The sequence below is a fragment of the Oceanobacillus halophilus genome (assembly GCF_003628505.1).
GTDB lineage: Bacteria > Bacillota > Bacilli > Bacillales > Amphibacillaceae > Oceanobacillus > Oceanobacillus halophilus.
Genome location: NZ_RBZP01000001.1, coordinates 272,095 through 291,096, shown reverse-complemented (window position 1 = coordinate 291,096; position 19,002 = coordinate 272,095). Strand labels below are relative to the sequence as shown.

Genomic DNA, 19,002 nt, shown 5'->3' with positions numbered 1-19,002 from the left:
ATCAAGCTTATTTAGAAACTTTTTTATGTAATCTAATAATAAGATCTGCTTCTGTTTTTCCACAATTAAGTTTTTTAGCTATTTCTGTTACGCTTTTCCCCTCATGATAAAGTTGTAAGACCTTTGCTTCTAGAGAGGCTTCGATTGAATCTTCCATATCGTCGACTTTTAAGTATGGTTCATGTAAAGGCATAGATTTATACTTAGTATTCATATCTAACTCATTTTCTTTCGTATCATGCGGTTCTGCTATATCTACTTTTTGACCTTTCTGGATTTCTTTTTGTAGTCGAAGATTCTCTTCTTGAATTTCTTGTATAAATTCTTCAAAAATCTTTGTAATTTCCCTCACGTCATTTTGTTTATTCGTTTGATGTTGTTTATATAAGAAGAAAACAGCATAAAGTGTTATTATATGCAGTAAAAAACTTATAATTAATAAAAAAGATACCATAACCTCATCCTTTCTATTCGTTAGAGTTAATGGACCTACGTCATAGAACGATGGCGATATTATTTTTGAAGTAGTTCTTTTGGTAAGTTGTTTATAATCACCAATGCATTTAGAAACTCCAAACTTATTCCATGATAGGTTCCATGGTGATTTCGTTCTTTATAAGCCTAAGTTGTACGTAGTAATTATCTTCATTGATAAATCGTTTATACTTCCCGAATGTTACGAACACATTTTGATAAATTTTATCCCTGACGATTAATTTAGATTGATTCATATCTCCCATTTGAGAATTTAACGTATTTATTATCGTGTTAACCTTATCCAGTTGTACTTGCGTATTTTGAAAGGAATTTTTTATTCGAAGCAAAGTGATACGAACCTTGTGGTTTTCAGCAGGTTTTTGTTCTTTTAATTTTTCTTCCAATAAAGTCAATTTTTTTAGTGTTTCTATAAGTTCCTGTTTTTTGGTTAATAATAACTTTTTATTTTCAAGTTTGCTTTTATCAAATCCGAAAGATATTTCTGTCTTAATGTTTAATGGATTCCCAACATTATTTACTTCCATCGACGCTCCAGCAGAAATTTTGCCTCCTATAATACTGCCTTTTTTGACAAGTACATGATTATTTGCGACACACTCACTATGTAAGATAGAACCTTCTACTATTAAGTCCTTTCCCGCATGTACATAACCTTGATTGATATAGCCGATCGTGATATTTTCATTTGCCTTTATATAACCTGTTCTTTGTCCAGCTAATCCTTTAGATATATAGACAGATCCTAAAGATATAATTTTAGCACCTTCAACCATTCCGAAAACTGAAATATCTCCTTCAGCCTTTACTACATAACCAGTTGGGACATCCCCGTGAATTACAATGTTCCCTGTAAAATCTAAATTACCTTCTTTCATTGATAAAGTTTCATTAACTTCAAAAACTGGATAGATATGAATAAAATTTCCCTTGATACAAAGTTGACCATTTGCAGTAGCAAAAAAAGCCATTTTGTCTTTAGCAAATTCTACATTTTCCCCAGGGTGTATTGTGACAGTTTTACCAGGTTTGGGCTGAAGTATATTTCCATGAATGTTAATACCAGGAGTTCCCTTTGTTGGATTCGAGATAGTTATTATCTTTTGACCGACCTGTACATTTGGAATTCTCATTACATCGCGGAAATTCCGATTATTAGTACGTTCTAATTTAGAACTGGTATTTAGCTCGTAATTTATGGTACCGTCTTTACCATGTATAGCAGGCTGACCATTGGCAATAGTTATAGGAAAATCTTCTTTTTTTATCTTCTTGTTTATAATAAGCTTTATTTTATCAAAATTTATTCCATAGATAACTTTATTTTTTTCTAGTAAGATTGTAAACAAATCTAGATTCCAGTCTTCATTCCTAATGCTCGAAAATGTATACGTATCTGTACAGTGGATTTGTGCTGACATTTTATCTTTAGCAATTACAATATAAAAGAAAGTCTCTAGTTGTTCCATTCTATAACCCCCTTTACTAGACTTTAGGAAATATTTTGTATCTTCAACAATGTTTCCCGCAATTTTACTATTGCTCGTTTATGAATCTGGGATATACGAGAAGTTGTTAAGTTTAAAACTTTTCCAATTTCTGTTAATGTTAATTCATCAAAATAAAACAAGCTAACTACCATTTGTTCATTCTCGTTTAAATCTTTTATCGCTTCTGTTAATTCACCCTCGAGTTCCATTTGCATAATTTTTGCTTCCGGAATAACTGATTTATTACCAGCAATGGTATAGCCGATACCTTCTTTATCTATTTTATCACTATCTTTCGATTTATCTTCTATAGAAAGTACATTAGCAAAAAGGGAATCTTTGATGGTTGATTCTACTTCCTGAATAGTCATTCCTACATCTTGAGCTATTTCTGCTGCAGTAGGTGTACGATGGTATATTTGTTCAAGGGTTTGGTGACTCTTTTCTATCTTTTTTACCTTGCCTCTCATTGATCTTGGCAACCAATCTTCTTTTCGTAGGCCATCCATAATTGCTCCACGAACACGGATTGAAGCGTATGTATCAAACTTTAAATCACGACTTGGATCATATTTCTTAAGAGCATCGTACAGGCCAAGTAGACCAAGACTCTTTAAATCTTCTTTATGAACATTGTTTGGGAGATGAATGGAAATTCTTTCGACATGAAAATTAACTAAATACATATAGTTAGTAATTAACTCGTTTGCAGCATCATTACTATTATCTTCTATCCAATCATTCCAAAGCTCTTGTTCAAGAGGAGAATGAATCTTTGACATATGAACCGGACTCCTCCTTTTCTTAAAATAGAGCGAATGTAAACTTCAACATTGCCAACGTCTAATATTATTTTAAATCTAGTTACTTTTCTAATAGATTGTTGCTTTTATAGTTATGTCACATTTTTATTTAGACTATTGATTACTTTAATTAACAATAGTATTGCTCTCGCTCACACTGGTGATTATTTTGTGCAGTCATTCGCTCCGGCAGCATACTTATTATTTTTATAAACAGCAAATTTGCTGTTTATACAAGAAGAGCAGATACACAGCGGAGGAAATACACGGAGACTCCTTGAAAAAAGAAAACCACTTTTTTCTGCGTGCGATGTAACCCTGCCGAAGCGTTCCTTGTCCTGCGGGAAGAAAAGCCTAGGTGAGACTACGGATAGCGTTAGCTCGGAGTAGGCTCAGCAGCGCCCGCGGAAAGCGTAGTGTATTTCCGTAGCGGATGTAAAGCACTATTCTTAATTAAATATATCAGGAGTTTCTATCAACTTCGACATAGTTAAAAAGCAACAATACTTACGAAAGAACCTAAATATAAATTTCTTCTTGGTTAATTTTTCGTACTTTTAATTGACATGTTATGGGATCAAATTCAATGGTTCTTCCAACATTGCCACCCACATCGGAAGATACAATCGGTATATGAAACTCATTCAATTGGTTTCTCACTGCCTCAATATTACGTGCGCCAATCCTAATAGAATCAGATGAAGATGTAAATTGGAACATTTGCGCCCCTCCTGCTAGCTTTGCCTTAAGAGCAAATCTCCGCCCTCCATTTACTAGCAATTCATTTATAAGTATAGAGACGGCTGTGTCTGCATATTTATGTCGATTAAAATTCTCTTGCTTGGTTGATTTAGAATCAGGGAGCAATACATGGGCAAGTCCAGCAACCTTTTTTATACTATCATAAATAACCACACCAACACATGAACCAAGACCAGAAGTACGTATCACATCTGGAGGTGTCACTATTTTTAAATCCGCAATACCTACTTTGACAACTGTTTTATCCTTACACATGATCGTTAATACCTAACGCATCAAATAATTTATCTAACGACTTTGGCTCTGGCGCTAAAAAGAAATGACCGTGTATTCTCTCATTAAGCCCACTGGAAATACTTGTATCAATGATAATTGCATAATCCGATACTTGAGATATTTCCAGTAGTCCTGCTGTTAAAATCGCTCCCGCCATATCGATGCTTAAATACGGAACAGACGGTTGCATGTTAACACCAGTAAAATCAGATAGAGCAGATAAGTATGATCCTGTAACAATATTACCTAACTCTTGTAATGCTGAAATTGCAATCTCGTTCGTATTTTCGTCAGCTGATAAAGAAAAATTATTATCTTGGGTGATTTTCTGTATAAGATTTTCAGCTTCTTCAATAGACAATATAAAATAAACGGTACTGGCAGCATCACCTTTTATTCGAAAGAGCATGGCAACGATTAATTCTTCTGGTCCACCTATTAGGTCCATCATTTCATCAAAGCTGACAATTCTAACAGAAGGAACTTGCATATCTATTTGTCTATCAATCAATTTTGACATAGAAGTTGCCGCATTCCCTGCACCTATATTTCCTATTTCTCGTAATACATCCAATTGCATACTTGATAATTTCATATAATCCATAACTTTACCCTTCCGCGAGTTCTTCCAATTTTTCTTGATATAAAACTTTTGATATATCTAGCAATATTAGTAGTCGATTATCTATTTTTGCTACTCCCTCCAAGTAATCATCCTTCACAGAACCAATAACCTCTGGTGTCGATTCAATCATATCCATTGGTATATCTAGAACATCATTTGCTGAATCAACTATTAGTCCAACATTCATCTCTTCTATACGAACAATAATAATGCGGGTACTATCATTTATCTCTAGTGCTCCTAATCCAAATCGTTGCTGTAAATCTATGACCGGTATTATGACTCCACGAAGATTTATGACACCTTTAATGAAATTAGAGACTTGTGGAACTCTTGTAATAGGCACCATTCTCTCGATAGATCCAACTTGTTGAACATCTATCGCATATTCTTCTTCTCTCAGCTGAAAAACGATTACTTTTCGACTATTTAATCCATTATTCATCATTTGCAAGGACCCCTTTTATCCTATTTTAATCACTACCATATGATAATGATAGGCATATTTTCTAAAACATTGTTACAGTTTAATACAGAATTTATTTAGACTATTGATTACTTTAATTAACAATAGTATTGCTCTCGCTCACACTGGTGATTATTTTTGTGCAGTCATTCGCTCCGGCAGCATACTTCGCTTTCCGCGGGCACGGCCTCAGCCTCGGAAGAAAACCACTTCCTGCGGGGTCTTCGGACACGTGCTATTCCCACAGGAGTCTTCGTATTCTGCCTCCGCTAAGAAAGATGCATAAGATATTTTTGAGATGAATGGTTCTTGAAATCACGTTTAAGACCATTATTATTCTTGAAAAAAGCCTATTTTTTATTTATACAAGTAGAGCAGACACACAGCGAAGGAAATACACGGAGACTCCTTGAAAAAAGAAAACCACTTTTTTCTGCGTGCGATGTAACCCTGCCGAAGCGTTCCTTGTCCTGCGGGAAGAAGAGCATCGGTGAGACTACGTAGTGAGGGAACTACTTGAATAACCTCCCTTGCGCCGAGAAAGCCCGCTTCGAAGCATTACTGGAAGACACAGGCGCACACGCTTTTCAGCACGAAGGAGGCTCACCAGCTCCCCGCGGAAAGCGTAGTGTATTTCCGCAGCGAGAGTTAAGCACATTACTCTGAATTCAGAATTATCAGGAGTTCCTATCAACTCTGAATTTGAAAAGCTGAAAAATGTAAATATATTTAATTTCTTTTTAATAGATGCCCAAGCTTTTTACCGATTTGATAGATAGGAAAAATGTAGTCAACATAAGTTGTATGAATAGCTGCTTTTGGCATGCCGTTTACAATAGCTGTTTCCTGAGATTCGGCTATTACTGTAGTACCGTTATCACAATGCTTTAATGTATTGATTCCTTCTGAACCATCATTTCCCATACCGGTGAGAACAACAGCGATCTTTTTATAGCCTAGTAGATTCGATACAGATTCAAAAAGTATATCCACAGAAGGTCTATGTCCATTTCTAGGCTGTTCATTTGATAAACTTATATACAAATGTTGTTTCTTTCTTTTAACTCTCATATGGTTATTTCCTGGAGCAACATATATAGTATAATTTTTGACTATTTCTCCATCTTCTGCTTCTTTTACATGCAGGTCATTTATAGAATTTAACCTTTCTGCAAGCGATTTCGTAAAACCTTCAGGCATATGCTGTACAATAAAAATAGGGGAAGAAAAATTATCCGGCAAATCACTTATTATTCGATGCAGAGCTCTTGGGCCACCTGTTGAGGCACCAACAACCACAATAGTTTGGTATTGTACACACTTTTTACCATCATAGATTGAAAGAGCAGCCTTTTCTTTCATGTAACTTTCCTTATTCAGTCTAACAGTGGATGCAGCAATTACCTTATGAATAATTTCTCTCCTAATAGACTCAAGATTAAGAGAGATGGGTCCAGAAGGCTTTTGTATAAAGTCAACCGCCCCTTTGGACATCGCCTCAACGGTCTTTACTTTTCCTTCTTCTGTTAGACCGCTTAGCATTATTACTGGTAACGGCTTATTTTTCATAATCCATTCTAACGTATTAATTCCATCCATAACTGGCATATGAATATCCAAGGTAACTACGTCAGGAGAATATAGTCGTATTTTTTCTAATCCTTCCCTACCGTTTTTAGCTGTACAAATAACCTCCATTCGATCATGACTTTGTAAAATATCCGTTATTACTTTTCGCATAAATGCAGAGTCATCTATAACAATTACCCGAATACGTCCCATGATGATTACCTCTCTGTTAGTAGTTGTTTTAATTTCTGTATAAAAGTGGTTGGCGTATTAGTTGATTCAAAATCTGTTATGTTATGAAGATAATTTGAAGTTATTTGCTTCATAGCTTTTGTTATAGTAGCTTTTTCATTAAATATATATGGCACCTGATTAATTACTGCAGTGTTTACAGCTTTATCCTCTGGTAGAATTCCCATCTTCAGTATGTCCACCTGTAAAAATTGGTGAACTACTTGTTTAAATCTTTCCAATGTTTGTTCCCCATTTTTTTGAGAGAAAGATCTATTCATGATTACTTGAATAGGCATGTCTTCTTTGTTATTCACTATATGCTTAATTGCACTATAAGCATCCGTGATAGAAGTTGGTTCAGGGGTAGTTACAACAATACATTCATCTGCAGCTAGTACAAAAAAGAGGCTGTCACTATGCAATCCTGCACCCATATCAAAAATAATATAATCATATAAATTAGTTAATTCACTAAATTGATTCAAGAAATATTCTCTTTTTGTATCATCCATTAATAAAAATTCATTCAGTCCAGAACCAGCTGCTATATAGGCTAGACCATAATTTGTTACTTCAATAATATTATGTATAGACTCGTCGTCATTTAACATATTTAAAATTGTTTTATTGGCATTAAGGCCAAGTAATATATCAATGTTCCCCATACCAACATCTAAGTCTAGCAGTAAGACCTTTTTGTTTTTATTCATTAATTCTAAAGAAAAATTCAAGGCGATGTTTGACTTACCGACACCACCTTTTCCACTTATTACACAAAGTGTTTTAGCATGCTTGGGGTTTTTAGCCATTTCAATTTTTCTTCTTAATCTAGCAGCTTGATCATTCATCGACTATATCACCTACGATAAGATTAGCAATTTGTTCAGGGGTTGCCTTTACAATATCATTTGGAACATCTTGCCCATTTGTTAAATATGCAATACCCACTTGCTTTTCCAAACAGGTATTTAGAATACTGCCATACTGTCTTGTTTCATCAATTTTAGTAAATATGACCTCTTTTATAGCTACATGGTGAAATTGATCGTAAATTTCGGATATATCTTGTGGTTTAGATGTAAGAGATAAGACAAGATAGGTCACTATATTTATATTCGAATCCAGACCTTCTAATAAATCTTTCACATATTTTTCTTCCCTAAAATTTCTTCCAGCTGTATCCACAAGAATTAAGTCATATCTTTGAAACTTTTCTATGGCTTTCATATAATCACTTGTTGTATACACAACCTCTAAAGGTACATTTAAAATTCTTGCATATGTTTTTAATTGCTCAACTGCTGCAATTCGATACGTATCAGTGGTAATAAAGGCAACATTTTTTTTATCATTTAAAATACAGTTAGATGCGATTTTTGCAATGGTAGTCGTCTTACCTACACCTGTAGGACCAACAAATTGAATTACTTTATTTTTATAATTAATTCCTTCATATGAACAATCTCTTAATCTCTCTGCTATTTGGGCTTTTATTTTGTGCAAAATATCATTGGTACTTACAGACTCTTCATTGAATATGGGTGCATCTAAAATCTCCTGAATTATTTGCTTAGCAATAGTCTGGTTTACTTCCTGGTCAAGTAATTGCTGATACGCCAGATTCACTTCCACTGGATAATTATTAGATGATTGATTCGATTGTACTTCCATTAATTTCTTTAATTGTTTTATTTCCTTTAAAATATCATCTTGAGAATTAGTTTTTTGCTTACCTTTCATACCATCAGTTAGAGAACTTTCACTTATCTTTTCTGATTTGGTTGGAAGTGGATGTGGGTCTAATGCCGCAACGACTTCTATTTTTTTCTTTTTAAATAAACCCAGAAACCCACCTTGCTGAATTTGTTTGGAATTTAGAATTACGGCATCTGAACCTAACTCTCTCCGAATTTGTTTCATTGCTTCGGGCATGGTTGGTGCTATATATTTTTTTATTTTCATTCTACATTCACCACTCCAACACTTTGAACTTGAACATTTGGTTCTAACTCGTTATAAGATAATACGACAACTTGAGGTAAAAAGCGATCTAACAATTGCTTCAGATACATTCGGATAGCTGGAGAACAAAGAACAATCGCTGTTTCCTCTTGAAGGGATAATTTCTCTACCTGTTCATGAATAGATGTAATAATTGTTTGCTGTGTTTCTGGATCTAATGCTAAATAATTTCCATGTTCGGTTTGTTTGACATTTTCGGCTATTAGTTTTTCCACTTTACCAGAAACAGTTGCTACGTGGATGGACATATCTCCTTTAGCAAATTGCTTGGTAATCTGAGCTGATAACGCTTGTCTTACATACTCACCTAATAACTCCGTGTCATTAGTAAGTTTTGAAAAATCTGCTAACGTTTCAAAGATAACCGGCAAATTTCTGATAGATATATTTTCTCGTAAAAGTTTTCCAAGTACTTTTTGAACATCTCCAATAGCTAATGGTTCTGGGGTAACCTCTTCTACTAAAATTGGATAGTTTTCTTTTAAATGATCAATAAGCTGTTTTGTCTCTTGTCTCCCAAGTAAAGTATGTGCATGATTTTTTATCACTTCTGTTATGTGGGTAGACACAACCGATGGTGGATCAACTACTGTGTAACCAGATAATTCAGCTTCGTCTTTCATTTCTTCACTAATCCATTTGGCAGGTAATCCAAATGCGGGTTCTTTTGTATCAATGCCTTCTATATCATCATCTTCGTCCATTCCTGGTGCCATGGCCAAATAGTGATCTAATAAAATCTCTCCCGCTGCAACTTCATTCCCTTTTATCAATAAACGGTAATTATTCGGTCCTAACTGAATATTGTCACGAATTCGTACTACCGGAATTACTATTCCAAGTTCTAAGGCTAATTGTCTACGTATCATCACAATTCTGTCCAATAAATCTCCGCCTTGATTCGCATCTGCTAAAGGTATCAGTGCATACCCAAATTCAAATTCAATTTGATCCATACTCAGAAGATTAATCACATTTTCCGGTGATTTCATCTGAGAACTTTCTGTTTGTACTTCATCTTCTGTATCCGGAATTTCTGTAACCTTCGTTTGATTTTGAAGATAATATCCACTTGCAACTAACAATAAAGCAATCACAGTGGTAAGTACAAAATTAATCGGTGTAAATCCTAAAAAGAAAATAGTTGCAGCTGCAATATAAAGTAATTTTGGGTATTGCAGAAGCTGATTCGTTACATCTGAACCTAGGTTTTCATTTCCGCTTGAGCGTGTCACAACTATTCCTGTCGCTGTTGAAATTAACAGAGCAGGAATTTGACTAACTAAACCATCCCCAACCGTTAATCGGGTAAATGTATTAATAGCGTCATTAAATGGCATTCCCATTTGTACCATACCAATAATAATTCCAAAAAGAATATTAATCAGAACGATAATAATACCTGCGATAGCGTCACCTTTTACAAATTTACTTGCACCATCCATGGAACCATGAAAATCAGCTTCATTTTCAACTTTTTCTCGTCTTTCTTTTGCTTCTTTTTCAGAAATCAAACCAGCATTTAGATCTGCATCAATACTCATTTGTTTACCAGGCATTGCGTCAAGAGAAAAACGAGCAGCTACTTCTGACACACGCTCAGATCCTTTTGTAATAACTAGAAAGTTAATTATAACCAGGATGATGAAAACAACAAATCCAACTAGTGGATTATCTCCTATAACAAATGAGCCAAAGGTTTCTACCACTCCACCGGCACTTCCTTCAGAAAGAATAGATCTTGTTGTAGAAACATTTAATGCCAGACGGAATAATGTTAACAATAACAAAAGCGTTGGAAAAACAGAAAAATCTAATGCATCATTTGTATTCATTGCTACTAAAATAACAAGTAAAGCTAGGGAAATATTTAATAAGAGAAGTATACTTAAAAGACCCCCTGGTAATGGGACTACAAGCATAACAATTATAATAATAACACCTATAAGAACTGATAAATCACGTGCTTTCATGGGGGTCTCTCCTCAAATTACTAAACATTTTTTTCTAAACGGTAAACATATGCCAATATTTCTGCAATGGCTTGATAAAACTCCTCTGGAATCGAGTCTCCAATATTAATAGCTTGATATAAAGATCTGGCTAGGGGTTTATTTTCTACCATATAAATATCATGAGCTTTTGCAACTTCTTTCATTTTCTGTGCAGTATAGTCAGTTCCTTTTGCGAGAACATAAGGTGCCGGGGCAACTGTCTCATCATATTTAATTGCAATTGCGAAGTGGGTTGGATTGGTGATAACTACATCCGCATTGGGCACTTCACTCATCATACGGCGAGTTGCAATCTCCTTTTGCCTAGCTTTCCTTTTAGATTTTATTAAGGGATCACCCTCCATATTTTTATATTCATCTTTAATATCCTGTTTTGACATTTTCATGTTTTTTTCAAAATCATAGCGTTGATAAGCATAATCAAAAACAGATAAAAATAATAAAATAAAAATGGCGACAATTCCCATAATCATTGTAGTATTAGAAAAGAAATCGAACGCATTTTCTGCATTTGTGAAAGCGGTCATTAACATCTCATCTTTATACATCCAAATAATGATAAAAGTAACTGCTCCTACCAATACAATCTTAAATAGGGATTTCAATAATTCTACTAACGCCCTCAATGAAAATATTCGTTTCGCACCTTGAATTGGATCAATACGTTTTAAATCAAACTTTAATGATTCAGTTGTGAACAAAAATCCAACTTGCAATAAATTGGATGCCAATCCTCCAATAATTGCTAATATCATAACAGGAGCTAGCATTTTCGCTGTGTCCCATAAAACCTCATGAACTATTTGTTTCAATGTATTCTCTGTTATTTGCCAATGTATGAACTCTGTGAAACTATGTTCATAAAGTTTAATCATCGAATTTAATATAAAGTCTCCAAATACAATGAGAGCGCCCATGCTAAATAAAAGAAGAATGGCTGTATTAACATCCTGGCTTTTGGCAACTTTTCCTTTTTTTCGTTCATCTTGTCGTTTTTTCGGAGTGGCTTTTTCTGTTTTTTCTCCTGCAAAAAACTGCAAATCCAGTTTAAGTTGTAATTTAACCACCTCCAAATAACTGCATTAGTTCTCTCATTGCAAGAAACATTGATTCAAACAATTTCTGTGCTAGTGTCATATAAAGACTTAAAAAAACGAATATCGCTAAAAAACTTACAAGTATTTTCAACGGCAGACCAACTACAAATACATTCATCTGTGGTACCGTCCTTGCAATTATTCCTAAAGCAACATCTACTAGAAACAGGCAACCTACAATAGGAACAGACATTTGGAAAGCTATTAAAAACATATGATTAAAGCTATTTATTATAAAATCTGCTATGGATCTATTTTCAAAGGGAATAAATCGATCTAATTCAATGAAATGATAACTATTCACTATACCGTCAATAATGATATGGTGCCCATCAACTGTTAATAAAAATAATAAAGATATCATGTAAAAAAACTGACCTGTCATCGGGCTTTGCGCCCCAGTCTGAGGATCCATTACGTTAGCAATAGCAAACCCCATCTGAAAGTCAATAAATCCTCCAGCCACTTGAATAGCTGACACAATGATAAAAGCAATAAGACCTATTAATAGACCGACCAATATTTCTTTTGCAAGCAAGAAGAAATATATTTCATTAAAGACCAATCCACTGCTATCTACGGTATTAAACATGATAAGAGCGACAAAAAAACTTAATCCTATCTTAAATGGCATTGGAATGGTTCGATAGGAAAATAAGGGCATGGTGACAAAAAAAGCTAGGACTCTAACGAATATCAACAAGAAAACAGGAAGACTGTTTATATATATAGCATCTAACATAAACTTTACCCTACAAACTGATTAATATTTTGAAAAATATTGGTGGTAAATTCGACAATTGTTGTTAGCATCCATGGTCCTAAAAATACTAACCCCACTAGTACCGCAATAATCTTTGGTACAAAGGCTAATGTTTGTTCTTGTATTTGCGTAGTTGCTTGAAAGATACTAATAATTAGCCCTACAGCAACAGCCAAGATAAGTAAAGGTCCTGTTACAAGGAGTAAAGTATAGATAGAACTCTCAGCTAAAGCTAATACATTTTCACTGTTCATAAACGATGCCTCTTTCTAAGTTCAAAATCCTTGTAATAAAGAATTGGTAATGAGATACCAGCCATCAACTAATACAAATAATAAAATTTTAAATGGTAGTGAAATCATAACAGGTGGCAACATCATCATTCCCATAGACATCAAGATACTAGCTACTGCCATATCGATGATTAGAAAAGGGATAAAAATCATAAACCCCATTTGAAAAGCCGTTTTTAATTCACTAATAGCAAATGCCGGAACCAACGTTGTCAGGGGAACATCTTCTAAACTTTCAGGTCTTTCTATCTGTGTGTAGTTTAAGAATAGAGCTAAGTCCTTTTGTCTGGTATGACTAGCCATAAACTCTTTTAATGGACTACTTGCCCTGTCATAAGCTTCATCTAATGTAATCTCCTCGGCAAACAAAGGTTCCAACGCTTCATCATACACTTGACTAAATGTTGGTGCCATAATAAAAAAGGTCAAAAATAATGCTAAACCAATTAATACTTGATTTGGTGGCATTTGTTGTGTTGCAAGTGATGTTCTTACAAATGATAGTACAATGATAATTCTTGTAAAACTTGTCATTAAAATTAGGATTCCAGGAGCTAAGGATAAAACAGTAAGTAATAATAACAACTTCACAGAAGTGGCGACATTAGTTGGATCTGAACTCGAAAACATGTTTACAAAATCATTCATTGTGATCTTCCTTCTGATTATTGTTTATCAAATTCTTTCTTGTCTGTTTTAATTTAGCTAATTCACTGGAGAATAAATGCTTAAACTCCTTATTATCATCTGCATTATCGCTTTTAGTTGGAATAAATGAGGATAGTAAGGAATTAGGATTGTTATTGTTCCTATCTAATATTTCCTTTTTCACTGTTTCGTCCGCAAGCTCTTGAAGTAATTCGACATTTTCTCCTACCCCGATTAAATAAAATTTAGAACCAATACGAATGATTTGAATGGACTTATTCTGACCCAGTGAGATTCCACCTAAATTTTCCATAGCCTTCACTTGTTGTGATAACTTGTTCCTTTTATTTAAGAATTTCAAAAGAATATATATAAGTGCAAGAACTAAAACTAATGCAAAAAACAACTTAATAATACTAAACAAAAGTGAACGATTTTGGCTTGTGTCTGCAACTATATCATCTTCACTATTATCTAATTCAATTCCCTGTTTACTAGTTTCTTCACAGTTTTGTTCGTCTTCCAGACAATCTATTACATTTGCTGGTGCAGAAAGAACATCTGCTGCCAGAAAATGAAAAGAAAAAAGTATAAGGACTATAGGTGTAAAGTAAAGAATTTTTTTAAACAACATGCTCACTCGTTTCTAATTTAAAACCTTTTGAATAGCTTCTATGACCCTATCAGCTTGAAAGGGCTTGACAATAAAATCTTTTGCTCCTGCCTGAATTGCATCGATAACCATAGCCTGTTGTCCCATTGCGGAACACATAATGATTTTTGCTTCAGGACTAACCTGTTTAATTTGTTTTAAGGATGTAATTCCATCCATTTCTGGCATGGTAATATCCATCGTAACTAAATCAGGATCTAATTCTTTAAATTTCTCAACGGCCTGCGCTCCATCTGCTGCTTCTCCAACTACTTCATATCCATTTTTCGTTAAAATATCTTTAATCATCATTCGCATAAATGCTGCATCATCTACAATTAAAACACGTTTCCCCATTATTATTCCTCCTATACTTTTACTTATTTTAATTTCAATAGTCGGTCCGATTTGCTAATAATATCAGTAACCCTAACACCAAAATTCTCATCAATGACAACTACTTCACCAGTAGCTATTAGCTTACTGTTTACTAAGATATCCACTGGTTCTCCAGCTAACTTATCTAGTTCAATGATAGAGCCAGCACTGAAGTCAAGAATATCCTTAATCGGTCGTTTGGTACGACCTAGTTCAACTGTTACATTTAGCGGAATATCCAACAGCATGTCTAGATTTCGTTGTTCATTACTTTTAAGTGGCACTTTTTCAAAATTGGAAAAGGAAGCATCTTGGACTTCGTCTTGATGTTGTATATTCTTGTTTCCAATAAATTGAGGGTTCTGCTGCTGTTCATTTCTCGGATAGTCATGAAGCATATCCGGATTATCTAAACTGGTTTCTGTGCCTGCCTGTTCTAATGCTGCAGTCACCTCAGATTCTGCTTGTCGTTCGTCTGTTCCGCCATTAAGCAAATCATCAACGACTTGTTTGGCAAAACTTATTGGCATTAATTGCATCATATTCGAATCTATTAAATCCCCTACCCTTAATCGAAAGGATATCTTTACATAATTCTCTTCATCAAGTACATTTTCACTGTTCTCTGTAGTTTCAATAATAGAAGGTGGTGATATATCAACTTTTTTATTAAAAATTGTAGACATACTAGTAGCTGCAGAACCCATCATTTGATTCATAGCCTCTTGAACAGCGCTCAAATGAATGTCACTTAATTGATTATCCGGACTAGCACCGTTACCACCAAGCATGATGTCAGCAATAACTGCAGCATCACTTGCTTTAATAATAAATACATTTTTCCCGGTAAACCCTTGTACATAATTCACCTGAATGCTTACTGGTTCAAATGTAAAGTCTAGTTCTTTTTTTTCAATGACATTAACTTCGGGTACTGTGATATCAACTTTTTGATTGAGCAAAGTTGATAAAGTTGTAGCTGAACTACCAAAAGAGATATTACCAATCTCTCCCAATGTATCAATTTCAATGTTTGATAAGAGTTCTTCACCCTCCGGCTCAGGGGTATCTGTGTCTTCTGTTCCTATATTTAATAGAGCATCAATTTCTTCTTGTGATAGCATACCATCATCATTCGTCATCATCTTTCACCCCTTTAATTTCATCGAGAATTTGTACAGACATTTTATTTTTAAATTTCCCCGGCTGTACGATAAATTTCGGTTTACTATTAATTACTAAAGGTAATGGGTCTTCAATGGATTGTGTCAATGAGATAACATCATTCTTTTGTAATTTTAAAAACTCATTTATTGTAATATCAGCCTGACCTAGCATTGCTTTTATCTCTACATCCGCTTCCTTTAGATGTTTGGAAATCATATTATACGATTGATAGTCTCTTTCTTTTTTGGTAGATTGCATCCAATAGTGCGCAGACAACTTTGGAATAATCGGTTCCAGAATGACATGGGGAATGCAAATATTAATTACCCCACTAGTTTCTCCAATAGTGGTTGTTAAGGACACGACTACCACCGTTTCATTAGGCGAGACCATTTGAATAAACTGAGGATTCTCCTCAAACTCTTCTAGAATGGGATTAATGTCAACTACAGAAGACCATGCCTCTATTAAACAATCAATTCCTTTTTCGAATATTTGAGTTAACAGTAGTTTTTCAATTTCCGTTAGACTATTGGTTTTTGCTAAACTATTTCCTTTTCCACCCAAAATACGATCGATTAAGGCATATGCAATATTAGGGTTGATTTCCATGATAAGTCTACCGTCTAAAGGAGAAACACTATATATATTCAATACCGTAAGTTTCGGTATAGAGCGAATAAATTCCTCATATGGTATTTGATCTACAGAAGTAACAGCAATATTCACAAAGGTTCTCAATTGGGATGAGAAAAATGTGGTTAGTTGCCTTGCATAATTCTCGTGTATTCTTGAAATACTCCTTATCTGATCCTTTGAGAATCTAAGTGCTCGCTTGAAGTCATACACACGTACTTTCTTCTCTGTTTCTTCTTTTTTCAGTTCTTCGGCATCCATTTCTCCTGATGTTATAGCAGACAGCAATGCATCTATTTCATTTTGTGAGAGTACTTCATCCATTGTAAATATTCACCTCCATACCGGAGCCCCTATCTCATTGCAAAATCTTTTCAATTGTATAGACGTCCTCTATTTTCCCTTCAACCATAACCTGATTTAATCTTTCTTTTACTACCTCTTCTAAATTAGATAAACCAGATTTGAAATCTTCCTCATTCATGGTTGCAAGTTCTTTAATAAGTATGTTCTTTAATTGAAAATCGCGTTTGCTTATTTCTTTTTTAGCATCTTTACTATTGGTAATTATTTGAAACTGTATTCGTACAAAACTTCCGTCTTCTAGGTCTGTTGTTATTTCAGGTGACTGATAGGAATATTCAATTATATCATCAATCTTTCCTTCTTCAGCTTGTCTATTATCATCCGTAACATTCAAAATAACAACTAAAGCAGCAATTGTCACAATCAATAATACCGCTAAAGAAGTTAACATTGATTTGACTAATCTACTCATCTAAATCACCTATTTCCTTATGTATCATTTGAAGACCAATTTTGCGATAATAGTCTGTAATAGACCTCAAAACTTCAAATTTACTATCTTTGACAACTATCTTCTTCCCATTAATAAGCGTTATAGTTGTATCAGGCCTGGACTCAATTTGTTCGATTAAAACAGCATTTAGAAAATACTGTTCACCATTTAGACGTGTTAACTGAATCATATTAAAATTGGCGGGAGTGAATTATTTTCATTCACTCCCTACCTCCCTTTTATCGTTTTAAGTTTACAAGCTCTTGTAAAATTTCATCTGAAGTTGTAATGATTCTAGTGTTTGCTTGAAAACCCCGTTGAGCAGTAATCATTTCCGTAAACTCTTCAGCTAGATCAACGTTAGACATTTCTACAGATCCACTAACTATTGATCCAGTACTATTTATTTCTCCTGGAAATATTCCGTTATATCCAGCATTTTCACTATTTAAGAAAAGGTTATTTCCTACCTTTTGAAGTCCAGCTGTGTTGGAAAAACTTGCTATACCAACTCTTCCAGCTACTTGAGTACTACCGTTTGAAGCAATGTAATTGACCGTTCCATTTGTTTGCACACTAAAGCTCTGTGCATTACTTGGTATATTAATAGGGCTGAATAAATAGTCATATTCAAAGTCATCACCGTCTGGTGTATCTGGCGTATCATCGACTTTACTTAAAATAATCTGAGTTGAATCTATTTCATCATCACCAACAGAAAGATTTCCAGCGTCATCAGCCTCAACTTCCAAAACATTACCTTCATAGTCTACATATTGAACTTCGTAAAGATTACCATCTCGATCAACAGAGTATAATTCACCATTGTTTCCTAAAACAATTGCATCGCCATCAATATCTGCTTTATTACCTATTAGATATAGCCCCTGAGAATTAACTATATTTCCTCCGTCATCTAAGTAAAAATTACCCGATCTAGTATAAGATAAACTCGATTCTCCCAGTTCAACACTGGACTCTACTAATGATCCAAGGCCGTCTGGACTCTCTTCATCTTGGTATACTAGATTACTAGCTACCACAAACATCCCATCTCCCTCTATAGAAAAGTCTAAAGGATTATTGGTAGTTTGACGAAATCCCTCCGTTTGAATATTTGAGATAGACCCTAACTGTGAACCTAGTCCAACTTGAGATGCATTAACCCCACCTTTGGTTTCAGTAGCTCCTTGAGCGGGTGAAGTGGTCTGACTCATCATTTCTTGAAAGGTAACAGTACTCTTTTTAAAACCTGATGTATTCACATTGGCAATATTATTACCAATAACATCTAACTTTGTTTGAAAATTTTTCATCCCTGAGATTCCTGCATACATTGAACGTAACATTAGTACATTCCCCTTTATTGGTTAATTATTGCTGCTTCTGTCATTCCACAGCTTAGTTGGCCTCCCAAAAGGGTCCAGCCTATTCGTTGATTAAAATGGTTCCATTTATATTAGTAAATATCTTACTTGAAGCCTCATTTATATCCATCGCAGTTACTACTGTATTATTTTTAGCACTGACTAAAAGTGCTGCCTCATTTAATACAACTAACGAATCTGTAATTCCCTTTTTCTTAGCTTCTTGCATTTTTTCTTCAATGGTTTGCCATTGTTTCTCATTTATTTCAATATTTCTTTCATTGAGTCGTGAGGTTGCATGCTTGCTGATTTTTAACTTACTTTGTTCTGCCAGTAAGTCTTTAAAAGCTATCGATTTGTCATTTTTAGTTACATTCTTGTCTCTCGGTAACTGTAACGAATACTGTTGTGCTACTTGTTGGATTGGTTGACTCACTAACGTTCA

Annotated in this window: 22 protein-coding genes; all 22 read right to left on the bottom strand. The window is 34.4% G+C overall.

The genetic code is table 11. The annotated features are described in order from the left end of the window. Window positions 1-7: 7 nt before the first annotated feature. A complete protein-coding gene (locus tag D8M06_RS01500) occupies window positions 8-454 on the bottom strand; it encodes a DUF6115 domain-containing protein (protein WP_121202588.1) in 447 nt (148 codons plus the stop codon). A gap of 124 nt (window positions 455-578) precedes the next feature. After that, window positions 579-1,964, bottom strand: a complete 1,386-nt coding sequence (locus tag D8M06_RS01495) for a DUF342 domain-containing protein (RefSeq protein WP_121202587.1) — start codon at window positions 1,962-1,964, stop codon at window positions 579-581. Between the two features lie 23 nt (window positions 1,965-1,987). Further along, entirely contained in the window at window positions 1,988-2,767 is a 780-nt protein-coding gene (locus tag D8M06_RS01490; protein ID WP_121202586.1) for a FliA/WhiG family RNA polymerase sigma factor, read from the bottom strand. Window positions 2,768-3,307: 540 nt separating this feature from the next. Beyond that, window positions 3,308-3,805, bottom strand: coding sequence for a chemotaxis protein CheD (locus tag D8M06_RS01485; protein ID WP_121202585.1), 498 nt, complete (start codon window positions 3,803-3,805; stop codon window positions 3,308-3,310). Next, window positions 3,798-4,430 (bottom strand): chemotaxis protein CheC, encoded by a 633-nt coding sequence (locus tag D8M06_RS01480; RefSeq protein ID WP_121202584.1) that lies wholly within the window; start codon window positions 4,428-4,430, stop codon window positions 3,798-3,800. Before D8M06_RS01480 ends, D8M06_RS01485 begins: the two co-directional genes overlap by 8 nt. 4 nt (window positions 4,431-4,434) lie before the next feature. Next, the gene (locus D8M06_RS01475; protein ID WP_421904005.1) at window positions 4,435-4,899 is read right to left on the bottom strand and encodes a chemotaxis protein CheW; all 465 of its coding nucleotides are present in this window, start codon (window positions 4,897-4,899) and stop codon (window positions 4,435-4,437) included. Window positions 4,900-5,646: 747 nt separating this feature from the next. After that, window positions 5,647-6,699 (bottom strand): protein-glutamate methylesterase/protein-glutamine glutaminase, encoded by a 1,053-nt coding sequence (locus D8M06_RS01470; protein WP_121202583.1) that lies wholly within the window; start codon window positions 6,697-6,699, stop codon window positions 5,647-5,649. A 5-nt stretch (window positions 6,700-6,704) separates the two neighbouring features. Beyond that, window positions 6,705-7,568: a MinD/ParA family protein gene (locus tag D8M06_RS01465; RefSeq protein WP_121202582.1), complete on the bottom strand. Its 864-nt coding sequence runs from the start codon at window positions 7,566-7,568 to the stop codon at window positions 6,705-6,707. Beyond that, window positions 7,561-8,682 carry a flagellar biosynthesis GTPase FlhF gene (flhF, locus tag D8M06_RS01460; RefSeq protein WP_121202581.1) on the bottom strand — a complete coding sequence of 374 codons (1,122 nt, stop codon included), beginning with the start codon at window positions 8,680-8,682 and terminating at the stop codon, window positions 7,561-7,563. Before flhF ends, D8M06_RS01465 begins: the two co-directional genes overlap by 8 nt. Then, window positions 8,679-10,715, bottom strand: a complete 2,037-nt coding sequence (flhA, locus tag D8M06_RS01455) for a flagellar biosynthesis protein FlhA (RefSeq protein WP_121202580.1) — start codon at window positions 10,713-10,715, stop codon at window positions 8,679-8,681. The genes flhF and flhA overlap by 4 nt, the downstream gene beginning before the upstream one ends. A gap of 20 nt (window positions 10,716-10,735) precedes the next feature. Then, on the bottom strand, window positions 10,736-11,824 hold the full coding sequence (gene flhB / locus D8M06_RS01450) for a flagellar biosynthesis protein FlhB (protein ID WP_121203070.1): 1,089 nt from the start codon (window positions 11,822-11,824) through the stop codon (window positions 10,736-10,738). Further along, complete coding sequence (gene fliR, locus D8M06_RS01445) at window positions 11,817-12,596, bottom strand: flagellar biosynthetic protein FliR (RefSeq protein WP_121202579.1); 780 nt, start codon at window positions 12,594-12,596, stop codon at window positions 11,817-11,819. Before fliR ends, flhB begins: the two co-directional genes overlap by 8 nt. A 5-nt stretch (window positions 12,597-12,601) precedes the next feature. Then, on the bottom strand, window positions 12,602-12,871 hold the full coding sequence (fliQ, locus tag D8M06_RS01440) for a flagellar biosynthesis protein FliQ (protein WP_121202578.1): 270 nt from the start codon (window positions 12,869-12,871) through the stop codon (window positions 12,602-12,604). A gap of 21 nt (window positions 12,872-12,892) precedes the next feature. After that, on the bottom strand, window positions 12,893-13,558 hold the full coding sequence (fliP, locus tag D8M06_RS01435) for a flagellar type III secretion system pore protein FliP (RefSeq protein WP_121202577.1): 666 nt from the start codon (window positions 13,556-13,558) through the stop codon (window positions 12,893-12,895). Beyond that, entirely contained in the window at window positions 13,551-14,189 is a 639-nt protein-coding gene (locus tag D8M06_RS01430) for a flagellar biosynthetic protein FliO (protein ID WP_158591719.1), read from the bottom strand. The genes fliP and D8M06_RS01430 overlap by 8 nt, the downstream gene beginning before the upstream one ends. 15 nt (window positions 14,190-14,204) lie before the next feature. Continuing rightward, on the bottom strand, window positions 14,205-14,567 hold the full coding sequence (locus D8M06_RS01425; protein WP_121202575.1) for a response regulator: 363 nt from the start codon (window positions 14,565-14,567) through the stop codon (window positions 14,205-14,207). Between the two features lie 23 nt (window positions 14,568-14,590). After that, window positions 14,591-15,733 (bottom strand): flagellar motor switch phosphatase FliY, encoded by a 1,143-nt coding sequence (gene fliY / locus D8M06_RS01420; protein ID WP_121202574.1) that lies wholly within the window; start codon window positions 15,731-15,733, stop codon window positions 14,591-14,593. Beyond that, window positions 15,720-16,715, bottom strand: coding sequence for a flagellar motor switch protein FliM (fliM, locus tag D8M06_RS01415; RefSeq protein ID WP_121202573.1), 996 nt, complete (start codon window positions 16,713-16,715; stop codon window positions 15,720-15,722). Before fliM ends, fliY begins: the two co-directional genes overlap by 14 nt. Before the next feature lie 34 nt (window positions 16,716-16,749). Then, window positions 16,750-17,169: a flagellar basal body-associated protein FliL gene (fliL, locus tag D8M06_RS01410; protein WP_121202572.1), complete on the bottom strand. Its 420-nt coding sequence runs from the start codon at window positions 17,167-17,169 to the stop codon at window positions 16,750-16,752. Then, a complete protein-coding gene (locus tag D8M06_RS01405) occupies window positions 17,162-17,380 on the bottom strand; it encodes a flagellar FlbD family protein (protein WP_121202571.1) in 219 nt (72 codons plus the stop codon). Before D8M06_RS01405 ends, fliL begins: the two co-directional genes overlap by 8 nt. A 49-nt stretch (window positions 17,381-17,429) precedes the next feature. Beyond that, complete coding sequence (locus D8M06_RS01400) at window positions 17,430-18,539, bottom strand: flagellar hook-basal body complex protein (protein ID WP_121202570.1); 1,110 nt, start codon at window positions 18,537-18,539, stop codon at window positions 17,430-17,432. 79 nt (window positions 18,540-18,618) lie between these two features. Then, complete coding sequence (locus D8M06_RS01395; RefSeq protein ID WP_121202569.1) at window positions 18,619-18,993, bottom strand: TIGR02530 family flagellar biosynthesis protein; 375 nt, start codon at window positions 18,991-18,993, stop codon at window positions 18,619-18,621. Window positions 18,994-19,002: the final 9 nt, after the last annotated feature.

Bases quoted from the DNA above. Each gene is read 5' to 3' on its own strand.
- D8M06_RS01485 (WP_121202585.1), bottom strand. From the start codon at position 3,805: ATGTGTAAGGATAAAACAGTTGTCAAAGTAGGTATTGCGGATTTAAAA.
- fliQ (WP_121202578.1), bottom strand. From the start codon at position 12,871: ATGAACAGTGAAAATGTATTAGCTTTAGCTGAGAGTTCTATCTATACT.
- D8M06_RS01425 (WP_121202575.1), bottom strand. From the start codon at position 14,567: ATGGGGAAACGTGTTTTAATTGTAGATGATGCAGCATTTATGCGAATG.
- fliY (WP_121202574.1), bottom strand. From the start codon at position 15,733: ATGATGACGAATGATGATGGTATGCTATCACAAGAAGAAATTGATGCT.
- fliM (WP_121202573.1), bottom strand. From the start codon at position 16,715: ATGGATGAAGTACTCTCACAAAATGAAATAGATGCATTGCTGTCTGCT.
- D8M06_RS01490 (WP_121202586.1), bottom strand. From the start codon at position 2,767: ATGTCAAAGATTCATTCTCCTCTTGAACAAGAGCTTTGGAATGATTGG.
- fliP (WP_121202577.1), bottom strand. From the start codon at position 13,558: ATGAATGATTTTGTAAACATGTTTTCGAGTTCAGATCCAACTAATGTC.
- D8M06_RS01480 (WP_121202584.1), bottom strand. From the start codon at position 4,430: ATGGATTATATGAAATTATCAAGTATGCAATTGGATGTATTACGAGAA.
- D8M06_RS01475 (WP_421904005.1), bottom strand. From the start codon at position 4,899: ATGATGAATAATGGATTAAATAGTCGAAAAGTAATCGTTTTTCAGCTG.
- flhA (WP_121202580.1), bottom strand. From the start codon at position 10,715: ATGAAAGCACGTGATTTATCAGTTCTTATAGGTGTTATTATTATAATT.
- D8M06_RS01465 (WP_121202582.1), bottom strand. From the start codon at position 7,568: ATGAATGATCAAGCTGCTAGATTAAGAAGAAAAATTGAAATGGCTAAA.
- D8M06_RS01495 (WP_121202587.1), bottom strand. From the start codon at position 1,964: ATGGAACAACTAGAGACTTTCTTTTATATTGTAATTGCTAAAGATAAA.
- D8M06_RS01500 (WP_121202588.1), bottom strand. From the start codon at position 454: ATGGTATCTTTTTTATTAATTATAAGTTTTTTACTGCATATAATAACA.
- D8M06_RS01405 (WP_121202571.1), bottom strand. From the start codon at position 17,380: ATGATTCAGTTAACACGTCTAAATGGTGAACAGTATTTTCTAAATGCT.
- flhF (WP_121202581.1), bottom strand. From the start codon at position 8,682: ATGAAAATAAAAAAATATATAGCACCAACCATGCCCGAAGCAATGAAA.
- D8M06_RS01470 (WP_121202583.1), bottom strand. From the start codon at position 6,699: ATGGGACGTATTCGGGTAATTGTTATAGATGACTCTGCATTTATGCGA.
- D8M06_RS01400 (WP_121202570.1), bottom strand. From the start codon at position 18,539: ATGTTACGTTCAATGTATGCAGGAATCTCAGGGATGAAAAATTTTCAA.
- fliR (WP_121202579.1), bottom strand. From the start codon at position 12,596: ATGTTAGATGCTATATATATAAACAGTCTTCCTGTTTTCTTGTTGATA.
- fliL (WP_121202572.1), bottom strand. From the start codon at position 17,169: ATGAGTAGATTAGTCAAATCAATGTTAACTTCTTTAGCGGTATTATTG.